Here is a 12,575-nt window from a genome sequence, read left to right as displayed (position 1 = left end):
TATAATTCTTAGGCATAAGGGGTTCAACTCCCGAGTGCCTTAACTTCATTACTGAGTTCATAAAGGATGTTAAGTGCTTCAACAGGTGTTAAAGTAGTAACATCTATTCCTTTTAGAGTTTTTACCAAATTATCGTTTGCAATATTTAAAAATCCGACCTGATCTTTATCCTCTTCTTTAGGGGCAGGAAGATTTTTTAAAGTTATTTCATCAACGGCAATCTTCTTACTTTCCAGAACTTTTACAATATCCCTTGCACGTTTTACAACATCACTTGGCACACCTGCCAGTCTGGCAACTTCAATACCATAACTGTCATCTGTTCCGCCCTCTATGATTTTTCTAAGAAACGTAATATCTTCTCCGCGTTTTTTAACTGCAATCTGATAATTTTTTACACCCTTTAACTTTTCTTCTAAGACTGTAAGTTCATGATAATGGGTTGCAAATAAAGTTTTTGCACCAATTTTCTTTATTATATATTCTACTACCGACCAGGCAATACTTAAACCGTCAAAGGTTGAAGTGCCTCTTCCTATTTCGTCTAAAATAATCAAACTGTTTTTAGTTGCATTCTTTAAAATATTTGAAACTTCATTCATTTCAACCATAAAAGTAGATTGACCTGATGCTAAATCGTCAGATGCGCCGACTCTGGTAAATATTTTATCCACGACTGATAAAGTTGCGCTTCTTGCAGGTACAAAGGAGCCAATCTGACTCATAAGTGTAATAAGAGCAACCTGACGCATATAGGTTGATTTACCTGCCATATTAGGCCCTGTAATAATTGAAAATGAGTTATCCTCTAAATCAAGATATGTATCATTAGCAACAAACGCACTGTCTCTTATAACCTTTTCAACTACAGGGTGCCTTCCGTCTTTTATAATTATTTTTCCGTCTTCCGTAAGAGTAGGTTTTACATAATGGTTTTTAAAAGCAACTGTAGCAAAAGATAAAAGCACATCAAGTTTTGCCAAAGATTTTGCAGTTTTTTGAATTCGCTCTAACCTTTTATACATTTCCTCTCTTATATTAACGAATATTTCATATTCTAAATTTACACTTTTCTCTTCTGCGCCTATTACAATACTTTCAATTTCCTTAAGTTTTGATGTAATGTAACGTTCGCAGTTGGCAAGAGTTTGTTTCCTCATAAAATAATCAGGAACAAGATTTAAATATGATTTTGTTACTTCGATATAGTAACCGAAGACTTTATTATAACTTATTTTTAAGTTCTTAATGCCTGTTTTTTCTTTTTCGTCCGTTTCAACCTGTAAAATCCATTCTTTGCCCTCTCTCATAGCACGTCTTAATTCGTCAAGCCTTTCGTTAAAGCCATCCTTAATAAGTTTACCCTCTTTTATGGTAATGGGCTGGTCTTCATTAAGTGAATTTTCTATAATCAAAACACCATCCGAAACAGAATCAAGTGAGTTGTTTAATTCCGTAAGAAGAGGACTTTGACATTTTGAAAGTTCTTTTTTAATCTCCGGAACTTTAGAAAGCGATTTTTTTAAAGCGATTAAATCTCTTCCGTTAGCAGTTCTGTACGACACTTTGGAAGACAATCTTTCAATATCATATACCTCGCAAAGTAAGGAGCATAAAGTTTCCCTGACATCCCTTTTATCCAAAAGTTCTTCAACGGCATTATGCCTGTACGCAATATGAGTATATGATTTTAAGGGCATATCAATATAATGATTTAAAAGCCTTGCGCCCATTGAGGTATTTGTTTTATCGAGTATGTCAAGCAGAGAACCTGCCTTCTTATTTTCCCTTAAAGTTCTTGTAAGTTCTAAATTCCGCTTGGTTGAAATATCAAGCGAAACAAAATCGTCCTCTTTGTAACATTCAATGTTACTTATATGTTTAAGTTCGTTAAACTGGGTTTCTTCTAAATATTCTATAGTTTTATATAGAGCAAAAACTGCCTGAGGATATTTAAGAATATTGCTTTGGTTAATTTCCTCTTTAGAAAATTTATTTTCAATTATTTTAATGCCTTCATTATACTCATATAAATCATCTCTGCATAAATTTATATACGGAGAAAATCTTATGTTTATTTCATTTATAAGTTTTTCTTTATCTGTAATACTGTCATTTATTATAATTTCTTTAGGAGAATATTTGGAAAGTTCGCTTATTATTTTATAGTTATATTCTTTTGCCATCATTGGCTCAATTATATTAAGTTCACCTGTTGATACATCAGCAAAAACCAGACATACACCGTCTTTATCGCCATAGACAGAACACAGGTAGTTGTTAATTTCATCGGAAAGAAGGTCAGTATCTGTAACTGTTCCGGGAGTTATAACCCTTACTATTTCTCTTCTTACAATACCTTTTGCTTCTTTTGGGTCTTCCACCTGTTCGCATACGGCAACTTTATATCCAAGGCTTGTAAGTTTACCGATATACCCTGAAGCCGAGTGATGCGGAACTCCGCACATAGGCGCTCTTTCTGAAAGTCCGCAATCTCTTCCTGTTAAGGTAAGTTCAAGAAGTTTAGATGCTAAAATAGCATCATCAAAAAACATTTCATAAAAATCCCCTAAACGATAGAAGATTATTTTATCCATATTTTTAAGTTTAAGCAAGATATATTGTTTCATCATTTCAGAAACATTTTGCTTTAATATCTCTTCAAGATCATATTTCCCCATTTTTCACTATTCCCCTAAATTGTATTTAATCATTTCATTAATTTTAGTGGCATCCAGAACAACTTGAGCAAGAACCGCTGCAGCCTTCGTTTCCTGCACCTGAGATAATTGTCATAATCTGCTGATTTAAAAGTTCAAAATCTCTTTGTGCTTCAACATAATTTTTAATAACATCATATTCCATAAGTTTGTCAAACGCTTCATTGATTTCTTTTCTTAAAACTTCAGTTTCTTCATCGCTCATTTTTCCATACTGCATTTTTACAGCAATATCTCTTCTTTTTTCGTTATATTCTTTTATCATTTCCTGAGCTTTTTCATCGTTTGCCTGAATTTGTTCTGTTTCTTTTGCAAGTAAATATTCCTTGCTTGTTTTAATCATTTCGGAAAGTTCCTGTGCTTTTACTAATAATTCATTCATTTTTATATCTCCTTTTCTTCGCCGATAAGCGCCCAAGTTTGTGCTTTTGTAACTAAAACATTAACAAAATCGCCCTCTTTGGCACCTTTACCCACGAAATTTATTATTTTATTTGTATCAGTTCTTCCTGATAACATATCTTTATTATTTTTGCTTACACCGTCAACTAAAACTCTGTAAACATTACCTACATAAGTGTCATTTATCTCTTTTGAGATTTCGTTCTGAACTTTTAAAAGTTCTTCAAAATTCTTATGTTTTTCTTCATCTGATATTTTATCTTCCATTTTTTCTGCAGGTGTTCCCGGCCTTTTTGAATAGATAAAAGTAAAGAGTGTATCAAATCTTACTTTCTTTATTAAATCAAGAGTTTCTAAAAAATCCTCACGCGTTTCATTAGGAAAACCTACTATAACATCGCTTGTAAGTGCAATATTTGGAATTTTTTTCTTGACATTATCAATTATTTCAAGGTATTTTTCTTTAGTGTATTTCCTGTTCATCTTCTCTAAAATACGGTTGCTTCCTGACTGGAAAGGAAGATGAAGATATGGGATAACCTTTTTGCACTGAGCCATTGTATCAATAAGTTTTATTGATATATCCTTAGGATGCGAAGTCATAAATTTAATGCGCTCTATCCCCTCAATTTCGTTAACATCAAAAAGTAAATCAGCAAAGTCGTAATCCGAGCCTAAATCCTTACCGTAAGAGTTAACATTCTGACCTAAAAGTGTAATTTCTTTATAACCATTTTTTGCAAGGTCTTTAATTTCTTCTAAGATGTTTTCCTTTCTTCTGCTTCTTTCTCTTCCCCTTACATAAGGAACTATGCAGTAAGAACAAAAGTTATTGCAACCGTACATTATTGAAACTGATGCCTTGAACTTGTCCTCTCTTAACTGGTCAACACCCTCCATAATATATCCGTCACAGTTAACTATATCAAATTTACGTTCTTTTTTCTCTAAAACATCAAAAAGAATTTCAGGAAAACGGTACAAACTGTGAGTTCCGAAAACTATATCAACATGAGAAAATTTAGATTTAATCTTCTTTGCAACAATTTCCTGCTGAGCCATACATCCGCAAATACCGATTACTAAATCATTTTCTTTAAGTTTTCTGTGCTTTAGCGCACCAAGATTTCCAAAAACTCTTTCCTGTGCGCCCTCTCTTACTGCACAGGTATTAAATATAATAACCTTTGCATCTTCAGGATTGTCAGAAATTTCATAACCCATTTTGAAAAGATAGGCTTTTATTTTTTCCGAGTCATTCTCATTTTGCTGACATCCGTAAGTTATAACACAGGCACTTTCTTTTTTTTCGCCTCTTAATGTTCTTATTTTTTCTATAAATAAATTCTGTTTTTCAATTTCTTTTAAAGATATTTCCATTTATTTTATTTCTCCAAGTATATATTATTTAATTATATATTATAACATATCCTTTGTTCGATTACAATAAATTTTATAAAATTCCCTTTTGGACTAATTTTTCCACCGCAAAGAGTATTCCGATTTTTCCGTAAGTATATGTAAGGCCGCCCTGCATATATGCAATGAATGGTTCAACAATTGGTCCGTCTGCAGAAAGTTCAATTGAAGAGCCCTGATTAAATGCTCCCGCTGCCATTATAACTTTATGCTCATATCCTGCCATATCACAAGGTGTCGGTGTAACAAAGGAATCAATCGCCGCACCTTTTTGAATACCTTCACAGAAAAGGCATAATGCTTCTTCGCTTTGTAATTTTATTGCTTCTATAATACAGGATCTTTTTTCATTATATTTCGGGCATACTTCAAATCCTGAAGTTTCAAAAACTGCTGATGCCAATATTGCAGTTTTAACAGCCTGACATACTATATGCGGTGCAAAGAAAAGCCCCTGGAACATTTGTTTTGTAAGCCCTAAAGTTGCCCCTGCTTCTTTGCCTATACCTACTGCGTTAAGTTTATACGCACACATATTAACGTATTTTTCTTTTCCTGCAATATATCCGCCTGTCGGCGCAATTCCACCACCCGGATTTTTGATTAAAGACCCTGCCATAAGGTCTGCACCAACCTCTGTAGGCTCATGCTCTTCAACAAATTCTCCGTAGCAGTTATCAACTATTGCAATTATATCAGAATTTATATTTTTTACAAAAGATATAATATCTCCAATCTCTGAAACTGATAAAGTTTTTCTAAAATCATAACCTTTTGACCTTTGGATTATAACTGCTTTTACAGTATCGTCTATTGTTTCTTTGATACCGTCAAAGTCAACCTCTCCGTTCTTTAGCGGCACTTCTTTATAATTAATTCCGAAATCTTTTAAAGAGCCTGTTCCCGCTTCTCCTCTTATACCTATTGTTTCTTCTAAAGTATCATAAGGTTTTCCTGTTACTGCAACCAAAGTATCTCCAGGTCTTAAAACCCCGAATAAACATAACGATATAGCATGAGTTCCCGATGTTATGGTATGCCTTACCATTGCATCTTCTGCACCGAAAATATCTGCATAAACCCTGTCTAAAGTTTCTTTGCCAGCGTCATCATAACCATATCCCGAAGAAGGTATAAAATGAGTTTCGCTCACTTTATTATCCCTGAATGCTTTTAAAACTTTAAGCTGATTGTTTTGTGAAACTTCTTCTGCTTTTAAAAATGCATCCTTTGCAAGGAGTTCCCCTTTATTTATTAAATCAATCGACTTTTCTGAAACATCAAAATATTTAGTATAATCTATCATCTTTTTTACTCCTTAGTTAAAATTATTTCCAGACTTTTTTTGTAATTTTCAAGGTCTGATTTATTTATACATTCTGTTCTTTCGTTAAAACCTTTTGCACATAAATTAATATTTAGAGTAAGTATTCCGCCGTTTAAATACATAACTTCGTTATTTAAAAGTCCCTCTTTTGTTAATACTTCAAGTTGATAAGGGGTACCTGCATCGCTTAGTTTTTTTATTACCATATCTCTTAAACTTTTATTTACGATAATGTGACTGTCTTTAATACGGATAACTGTTCCTTTTGACATTTTAACCGTAGTTTCCTTAGAGTCTTCAAACGAAGAAGAACAGGTGATACACAAATCGGGATTTATAGAAAACACAGCAGTTTTTGCACCTTTAAACCCTATATTATCCATAACTGTAAAAGCAAAGTACAAATCATAAGGCGACTTGATTTTTTTAATAATTTCCAATGCAGAATGGATTAGTGTGCATCTTGAAATATCGTTTCCGTATATATTATCATTTATAGGAAAACAGTCAGAAGAGAAAGAAAGAACATCTCCGACTTTAACTTTTAAGTCTTCTTTATCATATACACCAAAATCTATATATAAATCGTCAGTGTTATTTATCTCTTCAGCCTCAGAGTATATAACCCCTGCTTTCTTTCCGTTTTCACATCTTACTGTAAGGCCTGTAAGCTTTTTAGCATCCAATTTTCCTATTGGTTTAAATTTACCCTTACAGTCATCAGTTATATGTGTGATAAAAATCCCGTTTGAAGATATGGGAACATTTATTAAAATTTTATCCCCTTTTCCTTTTTTGTTTACTATGACATTTCCTAATTTATCTACGTAACATTCATCAGCATATTTTTTAGTTTCTTCCATTATATAATCTGTCAGATTTTTTTCATATCCTGAAACAGAAAAAAGACTTAAGATTTTCTCTATATTATTAGTCAATTTCAAAACCTCCTATATTATCTGTAAATAATTCGGTAATTTTTTTATAACTTTCAAAATCCCTTAGGTCCATAACACTTACAGGAGAATGGATATATCGTGTAGGAAGAGAAATAACTGCAGTCTGAACCCCGTCTTTTGCAGTCTGGATACTTCCTGCATCATTACCTCCCGTATTCGTTCTTTTAAACTGCAAAGGTACATCGTTTTCTTTTGCAAGTTTTATTATAAACTCATTAAGACTTCTATTGGAAACTGATGCGCCGTCAGCAATTGATAGAACTGCACCTTTTAAAAGACAGGTTGACTGTTCATTTTCTTTTGTTCCTAAAACATCGGAACAGGTTGTCCCCTCTAAAATAAGGGCTATATCTGGATTAACTTTATATGATGCAGTCATAGCACCTTTTAAGCCTATTTCCTCAAGCGAATTAAACACCGCATAAAAATCATACTCGCTCTCTCTTTTTATTAAATCAATAAGAGCCATAACTCCTACACGGTCATCAAGCGCTTTTGCTTTTATTCTGTTTTTGCCAAGTTTTTCATACTTTCCGTCAAAAAGAATATAATCGCCAATTTCTACATATTTAAGCGCATCTTCCCTGCAAAGTGCACCTATATCAACATAAAGGTCTGACAGAGGGATTTTTTCTTCTCTTTCTTCTTTTTTGGTTAAATGAACTGCTTTTATACCGATAATACCCGGAATTTTACTCTTACCAATATATACTTTTTTTGAAAGTAAAATCCTTGAGTCAATTCCTCCTACCGAGCATAATTTAAGATATCCGTCTTTAGTGATATCTTTTACCATAAATCCCACTTCATCTGTATGAGCACTTATCATAACTTTTTTCTTAGTAGATTTTTTCCCTTTTTTAAACGCTATAATATTTCCGTCTTTGGTAATATCAATTTTATCGGCATAAGGCGATATTTCAGCAAGTATAATATCTCTTATTTCGTCGTCACATCCCGACACTCCGAAAGCATTTGTTAATTTTTCAAGCATTACTTTCTACCTCCAGACTGTCTAAAAATTTTACAATAAGTTCAACCGCCGAATGAACATCTTTTTTATCTATAACCTCGTATGACGTATGCATATATTTTAGCGGAACCGATACCATAACTGAAGGATTCCCAACCCTTGCGCTATGATATGCCCAACTGTTCGTACCTGTGTTCCCACCCTCAACTTCAACGGAAATTTCTATATTATTTTTCCTTGCACATTCTTTTAACATATCGTTATATTTTTTTGATAAAGATGGTGAAAGAGTAATCACAGGTCCTTTTCCCAGTTCAAAAGTATCCTCATCTTTACTGTCAGGTGTCCTGCCATGTGTAACATCTATTACAATAACTAAATCAAAATCCGAAATACTGCTTATAACTTTCGCACCTTTTAATCCGATTTCTTCTCCGACTGTTATTGCACCAAATAGTGAAATATTGTTATTTTTAACCTTTTTTAAAACTTCCGAAACGATATAAACTCCAACTTTATCATCAAGCCCTGCGGCTGCTATTTTCCCGTTTAAAAGTTCCTCATAGCAACTGTTAAATGTAATAATATCTCCGCAGGAGATGATTTTTGAAAGTTCCTCTTTGCTAAGACCTGTATCAATAAAAAGTTCGTGCGTTTCGTATGCCTTATCTTCTTTGCCGCTTAAAAGATGAGGAGGCTTAACACCGATTACTCCCAAAATATCCTGTTTGCCATGTACTGTAACTGTAAGGGAAGGTAAAATTCGGGGGTCAACGCCTCCGACCGTCGTAAATTTTAAAAATCCGCCCTCTTTTATTTCGGTTACCATAAGCCCGATAGTATCAAAATGAGCATCTAAAAGCACTTTAAAATTTTTATCTTTATTTTTAAAAGCAAGAACATTTGAAAGTTTATCAACACTTACCTCTGCTCCTGATTCTTTTAAAATATCAGAAACTGCTCTTACTCCCACAAATTCATAACCTGAAACAGTGGGCAAAGTTATAAGTTTTTTTAAGTTATCCATTTTTTACACACTCTTTAAAAAGATTTCCTCTTTCTTCAAAATTTTTGTATTTATCAAAACTCGTTCCCGCAGGGGATAAAACAACAATATCGCCCGCTTTTGCATCTTCTTTTACTTTTTTTACGGTATCTTTTAAATTATATAAAATTTCCACAGGGAAATTTTCATCATAAGAAAGCACTGCTTTCTTTATTGCCTCAGCAGTATTTTTAACAGGGTCTTTCAAATCGCCCACAAGATATACTTTTTTGGTTTTTTTAGCAATTTCCATACCCAGTTCGGTATAGTCAAGCCCCTTATCCTTTCCGCCTGCAATAAGAATAATCTTTTTACCCTCGCTGTAAAACGCATTAAGACATGCCATTGTTCTTGAAGGACTTGAAGCAATAGAATCATTATAATATTTAACACCGTTTTCCTCTTTTACAAATTCTATTCTGTGACTTACACCGCCAAAATTTTTACAAACATTTATAAAATTATCAACTGTTATAAAATCTTTAACTGCAAGGTACGCCGCCATATAATTATCAACATTATGCATACCCGGAATTTTAATATCTTTTATATCAATAAGTTTGTCGGAATTTAAATATATTGCTCCATCTTTATAATAGGCATCTTTTGTATATTCTCCTTTTAAAGAAAAATATAAAACTTCGCCATTTGCATTTTGACCTGTTTTATTTGTAATTTCATTATCGTAATTTACAATAAGTCTGTCGCCGGTTTTTTGGAATTTACAAATATTTTCTTTTGCTAAAATATACTCCTCGAACGATTTATGAACATCAAGATGGTTAGGTGCTATATTGGTTATAACTGCTACCGAAGGAGATTTTTTCATTGTCATAAGTTGAAAACTTGAAAGTTCAACAACTGCTATATCGTCTTTTTTCATTTCTTCAACTTCGCTAAGAAGAGGTTTTCCGATGTTGCCTCCTAAATATACATTATATCCTTTATCCTTTAACATTTCAGAAATCAAAGTAGTTGTGGTAGTTTTACCGTCACTGCCTGTTACAGCAATGATTTTACAGGGGCATAAATCAAAAAAGACTTCCATTTCAGATGTAACAATTCCGCCTTTTTTAATAAATTCCAAAAATTCAGGTAAATCAGGTCTTATGCCCGGAGATTTAAAAAGATAGTCACCTTCTAAATCCGAAAGATAATTCTCACCGAGTTTATATTCTATAGGAAGGTCAAGGTTAATATTTTCATTTTTATCCCTGCCTATAACATAAGCACCAAAAGAGGTTAACATTTTTACAAGCGGGATATTGCTTACTCCCAGACCTACAACATTAATTCTTTTCCCTTTTACTTTACTTTTAAAATCACATAAATTTTCAAACACTAAAAACCCACCTTTAATTTACCAATTATACTTATATTATTTATTATACAATATATTTTAAAAAAATAAAATATTTTTTACAATATTTATTTGATTTTTTACTGTATTTATTATATAATATTTGTTTGGGAGTGATTTTATGGAAGGTAAAACGGCACGGCTTGCTTATGTGTGTTCAAACTGTGACGAATATAAAATTTTTGATATAAATATATTTGATTTTTCAGGGAACAGAAAAAGGATATACTCTTGCGAATGTGAAAGAAGTGAACTTTCGGTTACAAAAAACGGGGCAAAATCTTTTAAAATAGATTTATTCTGCCCTATCTGTAAAGAAATGCATTCATATATGGTACCTTTCAATCAGTTCTTTTCCGATAATGTTTTTTCTTTTTCATGCCCTTATTATGAAGCCAATCTTTTATTTATAGGCAGTAAGGACAAACTTGATATGCAACTTTCGGAATATATAGAAGATGATACGTTAAGAGAGGAAGAAACCCATATAATATACGATAATGAAACTATTGATAAAATGGTAACTCTTACAAAGAACGTGTATGAGCATCCTGAAAAATTCCATATTTGTGAATGCCAAAGCACCTATTCTGTTGCTTATAATGAAAAGGGGATTTATATTATATGTGACAAATGCAACTTTGCATTGCCTGTCAAATTTGATAAAATAGATACAATATCAGAGGGGGATATTAAAAATGTATAAACCAAAGTCATTTGAAGTTTTTTCTGATTTAAAAGGTTATTTTAAAAAAGGGACATGGCTTAAAGATTTAATTGCCGGTATTATAGTTGCTATCATTGCCCTGCCTTTATCCATTGCACTTGCTATTTCTTCAGGTGTGTCGCCTGAAAAGGGGCTTATTACTGCCTTTATTGCGGGATTTTCAATCTCCTTTTTCGGAGGAAGCGATGTTCAGATTGGCGGACCGACAGGTGCATTCGTTGTTATAATATGCGGAATTATTGCAAACTATGGAATTGACGGACTTATAATTTCTACATTTATGGCAGGGATATTTTTAATACTGTTTGGGATTTTTAAACTTGGTAATGTTATTAAATACATACCATACACGATTACTGTAGGTTTTACGACAGGTATTGCCGTTACCCTTTTATCAACACAAATAAATGACCTTTTTGGTCTTAATATTGCAAATATTCCATCAGAGTTTATTCCAAAGTGGAGTGCATATATTGCAAACTTTTCAAATATAAACTGGTGGGCGGCATCTATAGGGATACTTACAATTCTTATTTCGGTACTGTGGCCCAAAATCAACAAAAAAATTCCGGGATCTTTAATTGCACTTATTGTTACAACATTACTTGTTATAATATTTAAACTTCCCGTTAACACTATCAAAACCCAATTTGGTGAAATTTCAGGCTCTATCCCTGCTCCAACACTTCCAAATATAAACTTTGAAATCATAAAAAATCTTATTTCTCCTGCATTTACCATTGCACTTTTAGCCGCAATTGAATCTTTACTTTCGGCAGTTGTTGCAGACGGTATGACAGGTAAAAAACACGATTCAAACGCAGAACTTATCGGTCAGGGAATTGCAAATGTTTCAGTTTCTTTCTTTGGAGGAATTCCTGCAACAGGAGCAATAGCAAGAACTGCAGCAAACATTAAAAACGGCGGGAAAACACCTATTGCAGGTATTATCCATGCTGTAACTTTACTTCTTATAATGCTTTTATTTATGACGTATGCAAAACTTATTCCAATGTCAACACTTGCTGGTATCCTTGTTGTTGTTTCTTATAATATGGCAGAAATAAAATCAATGAAAACGTTACTTAAATCTTCTAAAACAGACGCCCTTGTTATGATGCTGACATTTATACTTACAGTAATTTTTGACCTTGTTGTTGCTATTGAAGTTGGTATGATTTGTGCATTGGCTCTTATTGTTATGAAAGTATCGGAAAATACAACTGTTAAAGAAAAAGATACTATAGATAAAGAAAAATATAAAAATGATAAAATAATGATTTATGAAATTAACGGACCGTTATTTTTTGGCGCAGCAAGTACATTTTTAGATGTTTTATCAGATATAAACACTAAACTTGATATAGTAATTTTTGATATGTCTAAAATGACCGTTTTAGACGCAACAGCCTATGACGCACTCAAGAAAATAGAAAAAAGATGCCGTCATGAACATATACTTCCAATGTTTGTCGGAGTTTTAGAACAACCCTTAAAAATAATCTCAAACTTAGGTGGTTACGAAGGCATAAAGAAAGAAATGTTTTTTGATACAATTGATGACGCATATAGCGAGGCTGAAAGTATTGTTAATCTTAACAAAAAAATTAAGGCAATCACAATATAACAGTATATATTTACAA

10 protein-coding genes are annotated in these 12,575 nt (G+C 32.8%); 2 read left to right on the top strand and 8 right to left on the bottom strand.

Annotated elements, in window-relative coordinates:
- Positions 1-23: 23 nt before the first annotated feature.
- The 8 genes from mutS to E7419_00115 form a co-directional block, all read right to left on the bottom strand.
- Positions 24-2,681 (bottom strand): DNA mismatch repair protein MutS, encoded by a 2,658-nt coding sequence (gene mutS / locus E7419_00150; protein ID MBE7013600.1) that lies wholly within the window; start codon positions 2,679-2,681, stop codon positions 24-26.
- 43 nt (positions 2,682-2,724) lie between these two features.
- Complete coding sequence (locus E7419_00145) at positions 2,725-3,102, bottom strand: YlbF family regulator (protein ID MBE7013599.1); 378 nt, start codon at positions 3,100-3,102, stop codon at positions 2,725-2,727.
- 2 nt (positions 3,103-3,104) lie between these two features.
- Complete coding sequence (miaB, locus tag E7419_00140; protein ID MBE7013598.1) at positions 3,105-4,502, bottom strand: tRNA (N6-isopentenyl adenosine(37)-C2)-methylthiotransferase MiaB; 1,398 nt, start codon at positions 4,500-4,502, stop codon at positions 3,105-3,107.
- Positions 4,503-4,575: 73 nt separating this feature from the next.
- On the bottom strand, positions 4,576-5,847 hold the full coding sequence (locus E7419_00135) for a hypothetical protein (GenBank protein ID MBE7013597.1): 1,272 nt from the start codon (positions 5,845-5,847) through the stop codon (positions 4,576-4,578).
- Between the two features lie 5 nt (positions 5,848-5,852).
- The gene (locus E7419_00130) at positions 5,853-6,806 is read right to left on the bottom strand and encodes a M42 family metallopeptidase (GenBank protein MBE7013596.1); all 954 of its coding nucleotides are present in this window, start codon (positions 6,804-6,806) and stop codon (positions 5,853-5,855) included.
- On the bottom strand, positions 6,799-7,821 hold the full coding sequence (locus E7419_00125) for a M42 family metallopeptidase (protein MBE7013595.1): 1,023 nt from the start codon (positions 7,819-7,821) through the stop codon (positions 6,799-6,801). The genes E7419_00130 and E7419_00125 overlap by 8 nt, the downstream gene beginning before the upstream one ends.
- The gene (locus E7419_00120; protein MBE7013594.1) at positions 7,814-8,827 is read right to left on the bottom strand and encodes a M42 family metallopeptidase; all 1,014 of its coding nucleotides are present in this window, start codon (positions 8,825-8,827) and stop codon (positions 7,814-7,816) included. Before E7419_00120 ends, E7419_00125 begins: the two co-directional genes overlap by 8 nt.
- Complete coding sequence (locus E7419_00115; protein ID MBE7013593.1) at positions 8,820-10,187, bottom strand: UDP-N-acetylmuramoyl-L-alanine--D-glutamate ligase; 1,368 nt, start codon at positions 10,185-10,187, stop codon at positions 8,820-8,822. The genes E7419_00120 and E7419_00115 overlap by 8 nt, the downstream gene beginning before the upstream one ends.
- Positions 10,188-10,326: 139 nt before the next feature.
- Between E7419_00115 and E7419_00110 the strand changes: the two genes are divergently transcribed.
- Both E7419_00110 and E7419_00105 read left to right on the top strand, forming a co-directional pair.
- Entirely contained in the window at positions 10,327-10,911 is a 585-nt protein-coding gene (locus tag E7419_00110) for a hypothetical protein (GenBank protein MBE7013592.1), read from the top strand.
- Positions 10,904-12,559 (top strand): STAS domain-containing protein, encoded by a 1,656-nt coding sequence (locus E7419_00105; protein ID MBE7013591.1) that lies wholly within the window; start codon positions 10,904-10,906, stop codon positions 12,557-12,559. Before E7419_00110 ends, E7419_00105 begins: the two co-directional genes overlap by 8 nt.
- The last annotated feature ends 16 nt before the right edge of the window (positions 12,560-12,575 follow it).

The sequence above is a fragment of the Oscillospiraceae bacterium genome, from assembly GCA_015068525.1.
Classification (GTDB): domain Bacteria; phylum Bacillota; class Clostridia; order UMGS1840; family HGM11507; genus SIG450.
Note: the sequence above shows the minus strand (reverse complement) of the source record. Positions and strands in the feature narration are given on the sequence as shown.

What these genes read in the sequence shown, in the direction of transcription:
- miaB (MBE7013598.1), bottom strand. Translation starts at nt 4,502, where the DNA reads ATGGAAATATCTTTAAAAGAAATTGAAAAACAGAATTTATTTATAGAA.
- E7419_00135 (MBE7013597.1), bottom strand. Translation starts at nt 5,847, where the DNA reads ATGATAGATTATACTAAATATTTTGATGTTTCAGAAAAGTCGATTGAT.
- E7419_00105 (MBE7013591.1), top strand. Translation starts at nt 10,904, where the DNA reads ATGTATAAACCAAAGTCATTTGAAGTTTTTTCTGATTTAAAAGGTTAT.
- E7419_00145 (MBE7013599.1), bottom strand. Translation starts at nt 3,102, where the DNA reads ATGAATGAATTATTAGTAAAAGCACAGGAACTTTCCGAAATGATTAAA.
- E7419_00110 (MBE7013592.1), top strand. Translation starts at nt 10,327, where the DNA reads ATGGAAGGTAAAACGGCACGGCTTGCTTATGTGTGTTCAAACTGTGAC.
- mutS (MBE7013600.1), bottom strand. Translation starts at nt 2,681, where the DNA reads ATGGGGAAATATGATCTTGAAGAGATATTAAAGCAAAATGTTTCTGAA.
- E7419_00125 (MBE7013595.1), bottom strand. Translation starts at nt 7,821, where the DNA reads ATGCTTGAAAAATTAACAAATGCTTTCGGAGTGTCGGGATGTGACGAC.
- E7419_00120 (MBE7013594.1), bottom strand. Translation starts at nt 8,827, where the DNA reads ATGGATAACTTAAAAAAACTTATAACTTTGCCCACTGTTTCAGGTTAT.